Genomic DNA, 14987 nt, shown 5'->3' on the forward strand with positions numbered 1-14987 from the left:
GGCTTTCCGGCGGACACCATCTGGATTGGGGTTATAACCTGAAAGAATCGACCAGTGTCCGCAGTCGCTCACCCTGTTGGAATAAACGCTCACCGGACTGGGCCAACTGCTCGCTGTCTACCGACGCCGAGCCTGAGACATGGGCCAGATCGTTCAAACTGCGGGAAATAGCCTCTGTGACGCAGGTCTGTTCCTGCGCCGCGTGGAACACCTCTAGGTTCATGGTGCTGATGTTCGACACTAAAGCCGTCACCCGGGTCAGCACCAGCTTGATGTCTTCCGAACGGCTCAATGCCTGTTCCGACAGCTCCTGGCTCGAGTGCATCCCGGCGACAGTCGCATCGACCCGCCCCTGCACCTGCTGGATCATCTGCTGAATTTCCCCCGTCGCCTGCTGGGTGCGACTCGCCAGGGTTCTGACCTCATCTGCGACCACGGCGAAACCGCGTCCCTGCTCACCTGCCCTGGCGGCCTCGATAGCCGCATTGAGTGCCAACAGGTTGGTCTGTTCGGCGATGGCCTGGATCACCACCACCACCTCGTCGATCTTCTGGGTCTCCTGTTGCAGCCTGGATACCGAATCGGCCGAACTGGATAACTCCTGTGCCAGGCGGCGGGTGACAGCGAGGCCGGCATCGAACTGAGATTGCCCCTTGTCGACCTCCTGGTCCGCCTGGCCGGCTTCCTCTGCGGTGCGCCTGGCATTGGCCGCCACCTCATCGGCGCTGGCACTGAGTTCGGTCACGGCCGCCACCGCCGCCTCGGTTTCCTTGCGCTGGGTCTGTACCCTGGCATTGTTGGCCCTGGACAAGTCCCCCAGGGTCTTGGCCTCTTCGAGCAATTGCGCGGCCGTCTCGTGCACCCTGGCAATAGTGCCATGAATTTGCTCGACAAAACCATTGAATGCCTTGGCTAATTGGCCTATTTCATCCCGGCTCTCTACCGGCAGTCTATGGCTGAGATCGCCATCGCCGCCGGCGATCTCCTCCATGGCCCCGACCACATGGGCCAGAGGCGAGATCACCAGGCGCTTAAGGATCAGGAAGATAGCCATTAAACTGGTGCCGAGAATGAGCAATGCCTGCAACAGATATCCCAGGAGGAGCGCCGTCAGTTGTTGTTGCATGGGTTCGGCAGAAAACACCAACGTCAGGCTGCCGGTGGGCTTGCCATTGTCCTCGAAGTGGATCTGCCGCGACGCCAACATGGCCTCGCCCGCCCCGCCCGCTTGCGTATTTTCGGCCAGGAGTTTGCCACGATGATCTCTTACACTAATCGCATGTATTTGCGACGATTTTAGCATCACAGAGAGCACGGCATTCATCTGTTCATAGTCGTAGGTAAACACAGGCTGGGCCATGGTCACCTGCAGATTGGCCAAGGTATTGGCTTCAAACTCGGCAAAGTCCGTCGCCAGCTTGCTGCGCTCACGCCAATAGGCAGATGTAAACAACAGACTCACTATCAGGAACAGTGCCAACGCCAAGCCCAGCTGTACTTTAGTCGCCAGGGAATTCATCATTTGACTCCTTGCATGCTGAAGAGATCCAACCACAAGGCAGGGCGCGCCGTCGGGGTCAGGGGACTCGAGTCCTGGGTATCCAGTCGCACTATCAGGCGCCGCTCGAATTGAGCCAGCTCATAGAGGGCATCGAGCTTAAGCTCGCGCTTGAACATAGCGTCGAAGCTGCCATCGGCTATCATGCTCTCCAGGCCGGCTTCAAGGTCTTGAGCGAGCCGCAGGCGTTTGGGGGAGACGAAAAAATAGGCCGGCGCTCTGTATTGCAGCAGGATATGGCTGTCGACCTCCAGGGCGGGATCCGGATGCTTGGCGAGCTCCTCCCATATTTCCTGGGCACCGAGCGCCAGATAGTCGAAACGTCCGCCCTCGAGCATGGGATAGAGATTCTTGTACTGATAACTGGTCACCAGAGGCAAGCCGTTGGCGGCCAGTATGTCGGCATCCGGCCAGTAGCGGTTTTGTCCGGCGCGCAGGGTGGCGAATTCTTCCTTAGAGCCAACGGCGGCAAACTTGGCCCTGTCTTCGGCGCGGATGATCAGCAGTCTATTCCCCAGCAACCCCTTGAAAATGGGGATCCGCACGGGTATGACGCTCTCCTCCAGCGCTTTGGATGTCATGCTCCAGAACACATCGACATTGCCCGCCAATGCCTCCTCGACTTTGCGCTTCTGATTCATGTCTGTGGTCAGGGATTGGATCTGATACTGCTCCCGGGAGCGGCTCAGCGCCGTCTGTAATAATGTCAGCTGCCAACTCGGCGGTATGCTGGTAACCACCTTCCCGGCAAGAGGCCCCCTCTGAGTGTCGGCAAGCGCCGGGAATATGCCGCAACAGGCACACAGCAAGACTACGGGAGCCACACATTTAGATATTGGTAGCCATTTAGATATTGGCACCCATTTGGATATTGGCATAGCTGCAGCACCTCTCTCATACCCGGCGAGAAGCCGAGGGCCTTATTCTTATTTTGCCGCTACTCTCAGGCGCCGCTGCTCGATAAAAGCCCGGCCCCGATACTGCTGCCGCAGCGTATTTCCCTGAAAAAAAAAAGCCGGGTACCTGTTACAGCACCCAGCCAACGCTAGTTTCTGGGGAGAGACTATTCAATACAAACACAAGTGCACAGTCGTTCGACGAGCATGCATTTGCCAAAGACATGAAGCAGGAGACCTCTTCCTCTTCATGCTGACCTACAACAGAGTCACACAAGCAATATGACAACGCTGTCATTTGTAATGTACACAAGAAAAAACAAGATTTCTACATTTTTTTGACATCTTGGTGTTTTTTACTCCCTGGGCTGGAAAGCCCGAGCGGCGCTCAGGCTCCCGGACAGGAATAGAGATTAAATCGCCTGGAACCCGAATCTATATACCTTCTCCAGCAGGTGTCTGTGGCTGGGTAATTCGGCCATCAGGCGCTCGCTCAGCCTGTCTATCTCGGCAAACTTCTGCAGCGCCTGTTCGCCGTCGCTGAAGGCGCTGCGATTGGCCGATAAATCTGTATTGAACCCCATGCCGTAGAGCACGAACAGGTAGCTGTCGAGCACGAAGGGCTCGAAGGCATAGTCGAAATCATGTTTGCTGGGGGGATGATGGCGCCATTGCGTCAATTTCTCCTGCAGGCTGTCGGGAATCGAGGCCGGGGCGACATTGTCCCGCCAGTACTGGCTGTCCCTGCGACCCGAGATGCAATAGTGCAGCTTGATGAAGTCTATGCTCTTGTCCCACCTGAGCTTGAAAGTGGCATTGAACTTGCGCCCGGCATAGTCGAGCGACGCCCTGTTGCGGGGAAAGGTATCGGCCAGCATATTGGCCGCGGCTTCGACCAGGAAGATGGCCGAGGCTTCGAGCGGCTCTATGAAGGCCGCAGACATGCCGATGGCGACGCAGTTATGCTTCCAGAACTCTTCCCTGTAGCCCAAATTCAAGGGGATCTTGCGTACCTCCAGGCCTTCGCCTTCGGCACCGACATAGTCGCGCAGCACCGCCTCGGCGCGCTCGGCACTGCTGTGACGGCTCGAATACACATAGCCCACCCCGCGGCGATTATGCAGTCCTATGTCCCAGGTCCAACCCGCTTCATGGGCCGTGGCTATGGTATGGGAGGCGATAGGCGCATCGGGGCTGGAGTAAGGCACCTGCATCGCCAGCGCCGTGTCGTTGAATATAATGTCGTCTATCTTATGCCAACCTACATTCAGCGCCTGCCCCAACAAGATGGCGCGGGATCCCGAGCAGTCGACAAAAAAGTCTGCCTCGACCCGCCCCCGGGTGTCTGTCACCAGGCTGCTGATGGCGCCGGACCCGGCTTGCTCGACCTCAGTGACATTGGCGCAGATGAACTTGACCCCGAGTTTCTCGGTGCAATGCCGCTTGAGAAAGTCGGCAAACTTGGTGGCATTCAGATGATAGGAGTAATTCTGGATGGCGCCATAGCTGGGGGTGGTGATCTTCTTCGGTGCCAGCCCCAGCCGGGAGATGCGGCTCTGGGTGGTGGTCGCCATATCGTAGGGCTGTGGACTCTGCCCCAACAACCAATAGGGTGCCAGATTAAAATCATAGGCGGAATGGAATACCGCGCTCAAGGGATGGAAATAGCTATGCTTGCTGCCCTTGAGCGGCGTCTCGCGCCAGTTGACGAACTCGGCCCCCTGTTTGAAAGTGGCGTCACATTCGCGCATGAATTCGCTCTCGTCCACTCCTATGGACTGCAGGGTGCTGCGTATGGTCGGCCAGGTGCCCTCGCCGACCCCGAGGATGGGAATATCCGGCGACTCTATCAGGGTCAGCTGCACCCCTTCAGGGTCCAGGCTATTGAGTTTCTTCGCCAAAATCGCGGCGGTCAACCAGCCGGCGGTGCCGCCACCTACTATCGCCACTCTGTCTATCGTCTGCTTCTCCATCTGTCCTCACCCCGGTTATTGAGCCAACCTGACTAATGATTGCACCTGATTGAGCGACAGCAGCGCGGCATAAATGGGCGCAAGATAGCCCCCGTGCTTAAGCCCGATGAAAGCCTGATCATCGAGCCGGTTCAGCGCGGCTTCGTCTATCATATAGCAGCCCGTCAGCTCGTAGGCCGCCCCGGAATTCGGGCGGATGCTCAGGCTCCGGGACTGGAGCAGCTTCAGCTCAATCAGCCTTTGAATGAATGACTGGGTTATGAGGTTTTTCTGCGCCCAGGCGACAGCCGCTTCGCTGCGGCGATTGAGAAATTCACTGGCATTGGCCCCGTCAAACAGGGCCTCACCTGTTTCCCGGCCGACAAGCGGGCTGGCTTCGTCGATGCAGATGGCGAAACTGTCGCCGTCCTCGCTCACTTTGAGCGCCACCAGCGGGTAATGGCGCAGCGATTCGGGCACATAAGCCCCCAACCAGCCGCCGTCTTTCCAAAATAAATTCTGCTCGGGTTTGAGCCCGGTCAGGGCACAGGCCCTGAACTGGCCTGTGTCGCTGTCCTTGACGAAGACTATCGGCAAATGGGTCGCCGCCATGGCAAATTCATGCACGGCCACAGGCACCAGGTGACGCGTTTTGGCGTGGGCAAAACTCTTGTCTGTGGTTAATTTCAGGCTTTGATGTTTCTGACTGTCCAATGCAACCAAGGTACTCATAAGTTATTCTCGTTATTAGCCGACTAAATGGTTGAAAAACCGTATTGATAGATCCTGTCGAGCAGGTCTCGCTGTTGGGGTAACTCTTTGATTAAATATTCGGTCACCTGCTGCACCTTCTCGAACTGCGCCATGGCTTCGGCATGCCGCGGGTAACGCTGCCAATTCACCTGCTCGGGTTTGAAGCCCATGCCATATAACACATATTGGTAGCTTTCCATGGGGAAAGGTTCATACACATGGGGAAAGTCATAGGCGCTGACGATTTGCTGTTGCCAACTGGCCAGGGTCTGCGCCAGCGATGCGGGTATGCTCGACGCCTCCCTGTTATCCAACCAGAAGGCTTCGCTGCGACCGGACAACAGATAATGCATCTTGATGAAATCGACGGTTTTCTGCCAACGAAAATGGAAGGAAGCATTGAACTTCTTCTCCGCATGGATCAGCCCCTGACGTAGTGACGGCAATTGATCCGCCAGCATGTTGCCGGCCGCTTCGATCAAAAATATCGCCGAGGCCTCCAGGGGTTCGACGAAGGCGGCCGACAAACCTATGGCGACACAGTTCTTATGCCAGAACTTATTACGGTAACCCAAGTCTATCTTGAGTTTCCTGGCGGTAAGCCCGGCCGCGGCGTCGCCTATATAGTCCCTCAGGGTGCGCTCCGCATCCTCATGGCTCTGGTGCCGGCTAGAATAGACATAGCCCACACCACGGCGGTTACTCAGGCCTATGTCCCAGATCCAGCCGGCCTCCTGGGCCGTGGAATGGGTGCAGGCATTGATGGGGCCGGCGGCATCCGGGTAGGGCACCTGAATGGTCACAGCATGATCCGTCAACAGGGTATCGGCAATGGAGGTGAAGCCGACCCCCAGCGCCTCGCCGAGCAGCAGACTCCTGAAGCCACTGCAGTCGACGAAGAAGTCGGCCGCGACCGTACCCCAGGTATCTGTCACCACAGCCTCTATGCAGCCCTCGGCATCCAGGCTGACATCTGTCACATTGGCAGCGATGAACTTGACCCCCAGCTTGTCGATGGCGTGGCTTTTAAGCAGCTCGGCGAACTTGCCGGCATCCAGATGGTAGGCGTAATTCTGTATCCCTTCGTAGGCTTTGGAGGTGATCTTCTTCGGCGCCAGACCCAGCTCGGCAATCCTGGCCTGGGCGCTGACGGCCTGGGCATAGGGCAAGTCGCCGGCGTCGCCCTGCAGCCAGTAGGGCGCCAGGTTGAACTGGGTGGGATCGAAGATAGAGGTAAACAGATGATGGTACTGATTGGGCCGACTGTCACTCTGCCAGTTGATGAACTTGGTGCCTTGCTTGAAGGTGCCATGACAGGTGCGCAAAAACTCGGCCTCGTCTATGCCGAGTGACGCCAGGGTGGCACGCATGGTCGGCCAGGTGCCCTCCCCCACACCTATGGTGGGTATGTCCGGCGATTCAATCAGGCACACCTGAATGCTGTTGCCATCCAGGCTGTTGAAGGACTTGGCCAGTTTAGCGGCCGTTAACCAGCCGGCGGTGCCGCCGCCGACCACAAGCACAGAATTAATAGTGTCTGAATGCATTGAGGATACCTGCACAAAATCGATTCCCATAACATATAGCAATGCCGGGGATGGGGATATGTCCACGCAAAAAAGGAAGGCAATTGCCTTCCTTCTCATGCCGTCGGCTCTTAGAAACGATAAGAGGCCTTGAGGGTATAACGACTGCCGTTATCCGTGATAACACGCACTGTTTCGGCGCCTTCACTGTGACGCTGATAGGTTATTTCACCCAGCAGGTTGACCCCTTCCAAAGACACATCGAAATTCTCTGTAATGTGTGCCGTCACAGAGGCATCGAGGAAGTCCTGGGCATCGAATACATCGTTGCCGTTGCCCAGGGCAGTGCCTTCGGCGAAGAAGTCACTGCGGTTGGTATAGGCGATACGGGCGGTGAACAGATCATGCTCGTAGAAGCCTGTGATGTTGTACTGATTGCGCGAAGATCCGGGCAAACGAATAGGTTCACCGTTATCGGTTTCACCCGTGGCATCGACATAGGTGTAGTTCACCAAGGCACCGAATCCATTGTCGAAACTGGTCTGCCATTGCAGTTCGAAGCCTTCTATCTTACCGCCACGGCCCTGATCCGGCACAGAAACCTCATACAGATGTGGCACGGGAACCTCGGTCAAGTCTTCAAATATCTTGGTGGTGGTGATGAACGAAGCTATGTCTTTGTTAAACACTGCAAAAGATAACAGCGAGGACTCGTCGTAGTACCACTCCAGCCCTATATCCATCTGGGTGGCGCGGAAGGGATCCAGCGCCGGGTTGCCGCGGGAGGTCTGGTAACGACCGCTCTCGGGCACCGTATCGGGTAAGCCACGGTAACCGGGAGTCAACTGACTGTAGCCGGCGCGGGTCATCACCTTGGCGGCCGACATGCGCAGTATGACATCATCGGCCAAATCTATCGCCAGGTTGAAGCTCGGCAAATAATCGTCGTACTCGCCCTTGAAGGTATCTATCCCGGTCAGGTTACCGTTGTAAGCGCTGCCTTCGGTCTTGGTTTTGACATAACGCAGGCCCACGTTGCCCCGGTAGCTGTCGCCGTCGAAATTACCCTGAACATAGGCGGCGAACACATCTTCTTCTATCTTGCCATAGTTGCTCAGGCTCTCATCCCAGCTGGTCACTGCATCGTTCAGGGCATGCCAATAGGCCAGGCCGTCAATTTTCACATATTCGGTTGGCGTGCCAGGGGCGACGACTTCATCGAAGTCGCTCAACAGGCCATCGTCGAATTGGGAGATGTTGGTGATCTGACTGGTATCACCGAGCGTCGCACCGAACTGCCTGTTGGTAAATTCATGCGAGCGCAGTTTCAAGCCTGTTTCTATGCTGTTGATGGCGCCGAAATCGACATCCAACTTGAGATCCACCTGCCCATAGACCTCTTCATCCTCAAGCTTGGACTCGGCCAATGAACTGCCTTGGAATGCTTGCCAGCTGGCATCGGACAAAGACACGCCATTGGGCGACAGCAACATGGCATCGGCGAGATCCATGTCCACATCGACAGTGATACCCGTCGCGGCGTTGATTGGTTGACCCCACAGGCCGTTGGCGTTACCGCCGTTGCCGCCGTCGGAGTAGGTCTTGCCCAGGACGCCGCTAAGCAGGTAACCGTCACCCTGGTATTCGGTGCGCAAGTCGATGACAGTACTGGTCATCTTGGCGCGGCGGGTGTTGGTATCCTGCGCCAACCAAGCGGCATCGTTCACAGTGCCGCTCAATGGCAGGCCATTGGGCGCAACACGGGCATTGGCAGTGTTGGTCATGGTTGCACCGTTGGCACCTATCACCAGGAAGTTCTGGTTGGTGTTGGTGGCATCGAGTTCGGTGCGGAAGGCATGCAAGGTGAACCCGAGTGCATCCGATGGCTGGAACTGGGCGGTCAGATCGAAGGCGTCGCGGGTGCGGTCCTGATCGAAACCGGCAATACCCGATGCCGACCAGCCCTCTTCCCAGTAGTTCTCGGCCTTACGACCACGGCCAATGGACTCCAGAGTCGATGCCATGCCCAGGATACCGAAGGTTTCGTCATCATTTTTCCAACTGAACAAAGCGCTGCCGCCCAAACCATACTCGCTGTCGGCCAAGGTGTTGGTATTGGCTTCGGCGGAGGCGAAGAAGGTGTTTGTGTCCAGATCCAAAGGCTTGCGGGTATGCAGAATAACGGTACCGCCGACGCCGCCCTCATCGAGCGAGGCAACGGGTGACTTGAAGACCTCCAGGCCGGAGATCATCTCGGATGGCATCAGATCCATGTTGAAGCTGCGCCTATTGGCGCCCTGGGAGAACCAGGCGGTGGAGGCCACAAACTGGCCATTCATCTGTACCTGGGTCAGGGTGGGATCGACACCGCGGATGGAAACCTCGGCACCCTCACCGGCGAACCCCCGGTTGATGGATACCCCGGCCACCCGCTGCAGGGATTCGGCGATGTTTTTATCCGGGAATTTGCCTATGTCCTCGGCCGTGATGGCATCGACCACAGCATTGGAAAAGCGCTTCTCGTTCATGGCCGCTTTTTGTGAAGCCCGCATGCCGCGCACTTCAATTTTTTCAATGTTTTCATTACCCGCCGCCACCGCATCGGCAGCTTCTGCCGCCATGGCTCCGACTGATACCGCGCCTCCGAGCAGGATGGCAATATGTGTTGCTAGAACAGTTTTTCTAAATGTAGATGGTCGCATCTCGTTTCCCTTCCATAACTTTATTATGATTTTTTTATTCATAACCATTCCCGAAAGAATGACAACGCTGTCATGTCTGGGTCAAACATTACACAATTATTAACAGCCTTGCCACAAGAAAATAACGCCGCAAAGAAAAAAATGCGCTAAACCAAGAGGCTCAAGTCGTCTCCTTTGCCACACTTCCCTATTGTAGACAATATGTTAAAATCTATTGCCGGGTTAATTTTTGTATTAAAAATAACCTGCTTAAGTGCGGCATCTGTCTTGAGTCAGACTGAATTCGGCATTGCCTATTAGGCAAAAAGCTCGCACTATAAGGCGATGAAATGTAAGACGAGCCGCGACGCTTAGGGCACTCAACAGACAAAAATGCCTGATGTTCATAGCAACGGTGAGTGTAATCCCCCTTCGGACACAAAGAGTTTTAACCTAGATGAAAGTCACCATAAATGACGTTGCCAAACATGCCGGCGTGTCGATAAAAACCGTCTCGAGGGTTACCAATTGTGAGCCTTCGGTGAAACAAGCCACGATAGACAAGGTCAATGAGGCCATTAAATTCCTCAATTACCAGCCGAACCTGGCGGCAAGAAATCTGGCCGGCACCAAGTCCTATGTCATAGGCTTCATCTATGACAACCCCAATGCTTATTACATCATTGACATGCAAAATGGCATCTTGTCTGCGTGCAAGGATCAGGGCTATGAACTGCTGATCCACCCCTGCAACGCCAAATCGGCCAACATATGTGAAGAGCTGACCACTATGGTGAAACACGCGCGTCTGGCCGGGCTGGTATTGACCCCTCCCTTGTCCGAAGACCCAGACATACTGAAGGCCTTGGATGCCATAGAGGCCAATTACGTGCGTATTATTGCCGGCGAGCAGGCCGGCGCCGAGCCGGGTCTCACTGTCTTGGTCAACGACAGGCATGGGGCGGTAGCCATCACCCAGCATCTCATCGACTTGGGCCATAAAGACATAGCCTTTCTCAGTGGCGACCATCATCACGAATCGACCAAGGAGCGCCTCGCCGGCTACCGGCAGGCCTTAACAGAAAATCGCTTGCCTATTAATGAGAAGAATATTATTGAAGGCCAATACTCGTTCGAAGCTGGTGTGGAAGGCGCCAATAAACTGATTGAGTTGGAACATCGCCCAACGGCGATCGTGGCCTGTAACGATGAAATTGCCGCAGGGGCGCTGTTTGCCGCCAGGCTCGCCGGATTGGACATTCCGGCAGACCTGTCTATCGTCGGCTTCGAGGACAGTCCCTTCTCCAGGCAAACATGGCCAAAACTCACCACAGTGCATCAACCCAACGAAAGAATTGCCCAAATAGCGACCGAGCTGCTGATCGCCAAGCGCAGAGAACAGCACCCTGTGATGTCCAGAGTCTTTACCCCTGAGCCGGTCATTCGCGACTCTTCCGCCATACCCAAAGGCTAAACCCCTATAGCCAAAGACTAAATCCCTAAGCCAGGGCTTGGGCCAAGACCTGCGTTAGGACCTGCGCCGAACTGCTAATGCAGTTTAAGCTTGGGTCTTTGCCAGCGCAGCAATCTTTGGGCGATCCTATACACCAGGGCCGAAAACCAGCCATAGAGGCTGCTCAGATGTCGCTGGTACAGAGACATATACATCAGCCTGGCAAAGTGACCCTCGATGAAGAAATCACCCGATCTCAGGTTACCCATCAGATTTCCCACCGCCGAGAAGCGGCTCAGGGATACCAGTGAGCCATAGTCTTTATATACGAAGGGCTGCTCCGCCTTATCCTTGAGGCGGTTGAGCATGTTGCGGTATAAGGTTTCCGCCATCTGATCGGCCGCCTGGGCCCTCGGCGGCACGGGTTTGCCTGAGTCCAAGATCAGCTGGGCACAGTCTCCCAGGGCATAGATGTCCTCATGACCTTTGACCCGCATGCACGCATCCACTTCGACCTGATTTCTGGGGGTAATAGGCAGAGGGCTGAAATGCTGAAACACCTTGGGCCCCTTCACCCCAGCCGCCCATACCTTGATGCTGGCCGCTATCAGGTCCCCATCCTGGGTGACGAAGCCCTCTGAGGTGACTTCTTTCACCTGCACCCCAAGGTGCAACCTGATACCTATCCTGTCCAGCACGGCTTGTGCCCTGGCACTCACCTTTTCGGGCAGTTGAGGCAAAATTTTGGGTGAGGCTTCGATCAGATGCACATCCAGATGATGCTTGGAAATATTCAGATAGCCGTATTCCTTCACCGACTCGATCACATGGTGAAGCTCGGCCGCCAATTCCACTCCGGTGGCGCCGGCCCCGACTATGCCTATACTGAGCTTTTCCTGGGTCTCATTGAGCTGTAACAAGGCATCCAGCAGTTTCTGATGAAAATGGTTGGCGTTGTCCAGACTGTCGAGGAAAATGCAATGGGCTTCCGCCCCAGGGGTATTGAAACTGTTGGAGGTACCGCCGAGTGCCAGTACCAGATAATCGTACTCTAGTTGCCGAGGCTCAATCAGCGTCTCCCCCTCCTTGGTCAGCACAGGCGCCAGCTGAATGGATTTCTGCATGGGATCGCACTGCAGCAATTCGCCGCGAACATACCTGTAGCCATTTTTCAGGCCGTGGTCCCGATATAATAACCCTTCGTTGGATTGATCTATCACACCGACTGCGACTTCGTGGAGTTTGGGTTTCCAGATATGGATGGCGCTTTTATCGACCAGGGCTATGTCCAACTCACCACTCAGGCCCAGTTTGCGGCCCAACTTGGAGGCCAAGGCCAAACCACCGGCGCCACCGCCAACAATCACAAGCTTTTTCGCTGTCATAAGCTATCTGTCCAGTCACCAATACTGAGTTCAGTTATACCATGTCGGCCGGCCTAAGTGTTGGCATAAAATAATGAAAATGCAGTACAAAAAACAATGCTTAGTCAAATTGACAGCATGAATGACTGATGGCAATCGAAATGGAGAGGCCAGGAATAGCAAGTTAGGCAATAAGCTGTTGAAAATAAAGCGTTCACTCAGGAACTTGCGGCAGTTCCCGAGTGTGCCTATGAAGTGTGCCTAAGAATGGTGACTAAACAGCTTCTTCGTTCTCTTCACCCGTGCGGATCCGGATGACGCGCTCGATATCTGTGACAAAAATCTTGCCGTCACCTATCTTTCCGGTTCGAGCCGTTTCTACTATGACATCTATGGCCTGATCCAGGATATCGTCCTGGATCACCAATTCAATTTTCACTTTAGGCAGGAAATCCACCATGTATTCGGCACCGCGATAGAGCTCTGTGTGCCCCTTCTGACGGCCAAAACCTTTGACTTCGAGCACTGTCATCCCGGTAATGCCAATCTCTGCAAGTGACTCACGCACATCATCGAGTTTAAATGGCTTAATAATGGCTTCGACCTTTTTCATCAAAAACTCCTTCTACACTTGCAATGGACTTATCGGCTTGAGATGCACAACATCTTAACATGTTAACTGCCGAGTTCAGAAGCGTTTCTCCTCACTATTGCTTCGACGTATTGATTCAGCGGCTCCCGCAATAAAACGGTCATGACAAAATGCCCTATACTGAATTCAGGGGTGCGGTTGGCCCCGAATTCAAGGACGAGCATATGAAACAACTGATTGGAGTAACCCTGATAGAGTTACTGACGACCCTGGCCATCGCCTTGATAGGGGTGCTCTTGAGTGTCCCTTCGCTGAGCAGCCTGTATGAGAAAGCCCGCGCCGACAGCGCCATCAGCAGGATACAACAGACACTGCTATTGGCCAGAAATCAGGCCATCAACTTGAATCTCAACGTCAGTGTCTGTGCCCTGGAGGCAGATACCTGTACCGATAACTGGGAAAGTGGTTTGGTGGTGTTCACCGACAGCGGCGAACCCAATAAGCTCGATGGTGAAGACAAGATCCTGCAACAGACTGACGCATTCGATTCAAAAGATACGCTGAACTACAATCGCACCTCGGTGCGCTTTCAAGCCGATGGCCTGGCATCCGGCAGCAATGGGACGTTCAAATATTGCCCCGGCAGCCTGGACAACCCCAACTCCCGTGCCGTGGTAGTCAACTCAGCGGGCAGAGTACGGCGCTCCCTTGCCAGCGACATCAGCTGCAGTAACTAGCCTGGGGTATTAACGGTCGGCAGCCATATGGGGCTGCCGGCCGTGAGTTAAATTCCCGCGCTTTTCCTCGGAAGCTATACGCTCATCTGCGCCGGCGCAGGCTGAAGCAAGCCGGTTACAACAGACCAATTTTAGCAACAACTGCGGCTTTATTTTGCTGAAGTCATTGGCGTTCTCCCTTATACTCGAACCACAGCCCGCAAGGAATCTTACCATGACACATAAGCACAACGGATTTACCTTGGTCGAATTGATGGTCACTGTGGCTATCGCCGTCCTCTTGCTGTTAATCGGGGTGCCGGCACTGAGCAGCGTCTACCAACAGAGCCGCAGTGAAACCAATATCAAGACAATTCAGGAAGCGCTGACCTTCGCCCGCGCTCAGGCGGTGAGCTATGGCAGAGAGATCATAGTCTGCCCCTATGCGGCAAGCCCCTGTGGGACAGACTGGAGCAAGGGCTTGAGCGTCTACACCCTGAATGCCGGTGCCAAGAGAGTCCTGAGGGAGTACCAGGGCTTTAACAGTCAGGATGCCATCAAAGTGACGGGAGCAGACGCAGAGGCGAAGATTAGCTTCGGCGCCGATGGCATGGTCTCCTCGAACGCCGAATTTATTTATTGTCCAAACGGCGCCAGTTCCGCATCCAGGAGTGCCAAGTTGGATGCTTCGGGTCGTCTCAGCGAGGGAAGCAATGGTCTGAGCTGCGGATAACGCGGCGACTTACCTCAGCGTGGCTTTATCCAATTGCTGGGCACGCCCGAGAGTAAACTCTTCATCGAGCGGAACGCATTCTTCCACCGTTTTGATGAAGTACTTTTTTCCTTTGTTATCCATCAATTGCCTGCCAGGCAAGCCCGCCATCTTCAGCTTGAGTTCCTTCGCCTGCCAGCGGAAAAACACTATCTGATCTCCCTTGGCCGAACCTATGTAACACTTATAGTCCTGTGTATTGGTCGAGGTTCCCAGCGCATGCCCAGTGAGCGGGACCAGGCTCAAGAGCAATAGGTAAGCAGTTTTCATTTCCAGCACTCCGCATTAGGGCCTTTAACGCCGGCATCTGTCATAGTGAGCGAGGTACAGGTCGTATCTCTGCTGGCCTGCGCCCCTTGGGGGGTGGCCGTGATGGTAAAACTGGTCGTCCCCTTGGAAGCCACAGAATAATGCTGATGCTCGGTCACGAAGGGACTGGCACTCAATCCAAGCTTGGTCATGTCTTCGGTATAGACCCTGTTATCCAAGTAATATTGCTCCTGCAGATTGGCGACACGCATCACGGCCGCCTGGCCTTCGGATCTGGCACTCTTGGCCACATACTGGATATAGGAAGGGTAGGCAATGGCAGCCAAAATCCCGACCACAACGACGGCGATCATCAATTCTATCAAGGTGAAACCCGAATCATTTCCTGGCATTTTCTTTAACATATTATTTGGCATCTCTTCCGGTTTAGCTGCAACTGTTGATATCGGCATGG

General features: G+C 54.9%; 13 protein-coding genes. 3 read left to right on the top strand and 10 right to left on the bottom strand.

What is annotated here, in order from left to right; translation table 11 throughout:
- Positions 1 to 31 precede the first annotated feature (31 nt).
- The 6 genes from LZP73_RS03425 to LZP73_RS03450 all read right to left on the bottom strand — a co-directional run bounded on the left by LZP73_RS03425 (position 32) and on the right by LZP73_RS03450 (position 9306).
- A complete protein-coding gene (locus tag LZP73_RS03425; protein ID WP_326490331.1) occupies positions 32 to 1519 on the bottom strand; it encodes a methyl-accepting chemotaxis protein in 1488 nt (495 codons plus the stop codon).
- Positions 1519 to 2346 (bottom strand): pilus assembly protein PilM, encoded by an 828-nt coding sequence (locus LZP73_RS03430; protein ID WP_234233333.1) that lies wholly within the window; start codon positions 2344 to 2346, stop codon positions 1519 to 1521. Before LZP73_RS03430 ends, LZP73_RS03425 begins: the two co-directional genes overlap by 1 nt.
- Positions 2347 to 2867: 521 nt before the next feature.
- The gene (locus tag LZP73_RS03435) at positions 2868 to 4427 is read right to left on the bottom strand and encodes a tryptophan halogenase family protein (RefSeq protein ID WP_234233063.1); all 1560 of its coding nucleotides are present in this window, start codon (positions 4425 to 4427) and stop codon (positions 2868 to 2870) included.
- A 15-nt stretch (positions 4428 to 4442) separates the two neighbouring features.
- Complete coding sequence (locus tag LZP73_RS03440) at positions 4443 to 5138, bottom strand: SapC family protein (RefSeq protein ID WP_234233064.1); 696 nt, start codon at positions 5136 to 5138, stop codon at positions 4443 to 4445.
- A gap of 23 nt (positions 5139 to 5161) precedes the next feature.
- On the bottom strand, positions 5162 to 6706 hold the full coding sequence (locus LZP73_RS03445) for a tryptophan halogenase family protein (protein ID WP_234233065.1): 1545 nt from the start codon (positions 6704 to 6706) through the stop codon (positions 5162 to 5164).
- A gap of 110 nt (positions 6707 to 6816) precedes the next feature.
- Complete coding sequence (locus LZP73_RS03450) at positions 6817 to 9306, bottom strand: TonB-dependent receptor (protein WP_234233066.1); 2490 nt, start codon at positions 9304 to 9306, stop codon at positions 6817 to 6819.
- 517 nt (positions 9307 to 9823) lie between these two features.
- Here LZP73_RS03450 and LZP73_RS03455 point away from each other — a divergent pair.
- Positions 9824 to 10840, top strand: a complete 1017-nt coding sequence (locus LZP73_RS03455) for a LacI family DNA-binding transcriptional regulator (protein ID WP_234233067.1) — start codon at positions 9824 to 9826, stop codon at positions 10838 to 10840.
- A 74-nt stretch (positions 10841 to 10914) separates the two neighbouring features.
- Here LZP73_RS03455 and LZP73_RS03460 read toward each other — a convergent pair whose 3' ends face one another.
- Entirely contained in the window at positions 10915 to 12204 is a 1290-nt protein-coding gene (locus LZP73_RS03460) for an NAD(P)/FAD-dependent oxidoreductase (RefSeq protein ID WP_234233068.1), read from the bottom strand.
- A 253-nt stretch (positions 12205 to 12457) separates the two neighbouring features.
- Positions 12458 to 12796 carry a nitrogen regulatory protein P-II gene (glnB, locus tag LZP73_RS03465; RefSeq protein WP_169563426.1) on the bottom strand — a complete coding sequence of 113 codons (339 nt, stop codon included), beginning with the start codon at positions 12794 to 12796 and terminating at the stop codon, positions 12458 to 12460.
- 203 nt (positions 12797 to 12999) lie between these two features.
- Here glnB and LZP73_RS03470 point away from each other — a divergent pair, with 203 nt between their 5' ends.
- Positions 13000 to 13512 (top strand): GspH/FimT family pseudopilin, encoded by a 513-nt coding sequence (locus LZP73_RS03470; RefSeq protein WP_234233069.1) that lies wholly within the window; start codon positions 13000 to 13002, stop codon positions 13510 to 13512.
- A 214-nt stretch (positions 13513 to 13726) separates the two neighbouring features.
- Entirely contained in the window at positions 13727 to 14224 is a 498-nt protein-coding gene (locus LZP73_RS03475; RefSeq protein WP_234233070.1) for a GspH/FimT family pseudopilin, read from the top strand.
- Between the two features lie 9 nt (positions 14225 to 14233).
- Here the strand turns inward: LZP73_RS03475 and LZP73_RS03480 are convergent, their stop codons facing one another.
- Together LZP73_RS03480 and LZP73_RS03485 are read right to left on the bottom strand one after the other, a co-directional pair.
- A complete protein-coding gene (locus LZP73_RS03480; protein WP_234233071.1) occupies positions 14234 to 14533 on the bottom strand; it encodes a TapY2 family type IVa secretion system protein in 300 nt (99 codons plus the stop codon).
- Entirely contained in the window at positions 14530 to 14937 is a 408-nt protein-coding gene (locus LZP73_RS03485; RefSeq protein ID WP_326490328.1) for a type IV pilin protein, read from the bottom strand. The genes LZP73_RS03480 and LZP73_RS03485 overlap by 4 nt, the downstream gene beginning before the upstream one ends.
- Positions 14938 to 14987 lie beyond the last annotated feature (50 nt).

Source organism: Shewanella sp. AS16, from assembly GCF_021412365.1.
Lineage (GTDB): Bacteria > Pseudomonadota > Gammaproteobacteria > Enterobacterales > Shewanellaceae > Shewanella > Shewanella salipaludis.

Bases quoted from the DNA above. Each gene is read 5' to 3' on its own strand.
- LZP73_RS03450 (WP_234233066.1), bottom strand. From the start codon at position 9,306: ATGGCGGCAGAAGCTGCCGATGCGGTGGCGGCGGGTAATGAAAACATT.
- LZP73_RS03485 (WP_326490328.1), bottom strand. From the start codon at position 14,937: ATGTTAAAGAAAATGCCAGGAAATGATTCGGGTTTCACCTTGATAGAA.
- LZP73_RS03480 (WP_234233071.1), bottom strand. From the start codon at position 14,533: ATGAAAACTGCTTACCTATTGCTCTTGAGCCTGGTCCCGCTCACTGGG.
- LZP73_RS03435 (WP_234233063.1), bottom strand. From the start codon at position 4,427: ATGGAGAAGCAGACGATAGACAGAGTGGCGATAGTAGGTGGCGGCACC.
- LZP73_RS03460 (WP_234233068.1), bottom strand. From the start codon at position 12,204: ATGACAGCGAAAAAGCTTGTGATTGTTGGCGGTGGCGCCGGTGGTTTG.
- LZP73_RS03440 (WP_234233064.1), bottom strand. From the start codon at position 5,138: ATGAGTACCTTGGTTGCATTGGACAGTCAGAAACATCAAAGCCTGAAA.
- LZP73_RS03425 (WP_326490331.1), bottom strand. From the start codon at position 1,519: ATGAATTCCCTGGCGACTAAAGTACAGCTGGGCTTGGCGTTGGCACTG.
- glnB (WP_169563426.1), bottom strand. From the start codon at position 12,796: ATGAAAAAGGTCGAAGCCATTATTAAGCCATTTAAACTCGATGATGTG.
- LZP73_RS03470 (WP_234233069.1), top strand. From the start codon at position 13,000: ATGAAACAACTGATTGGAGTAACCCTGATAGAGTTACTGACGACCCTG.
- LZP73_RS03455 (WP_234233067.1), top strand. From the start codon at position 9,824: ATGAAAGTCACCATAAATGACGTTGCCAAACATGCCGGCGTGTCGATA.
- LZP73_RS03445 (WP_234233065.1), bottom strand. From the start codon at position 6,706: ATGCATTCAGACACTATTAATTCTGTGCTTGTGGTCGGCGGCGGCACC.
- LZP73_RS03475 (WP_234233070.1), top strand. From the start codon at position 13,727: ATGACACATAAGCACAACGGATTTACCTTGGTCGAATTGATGGTCACT.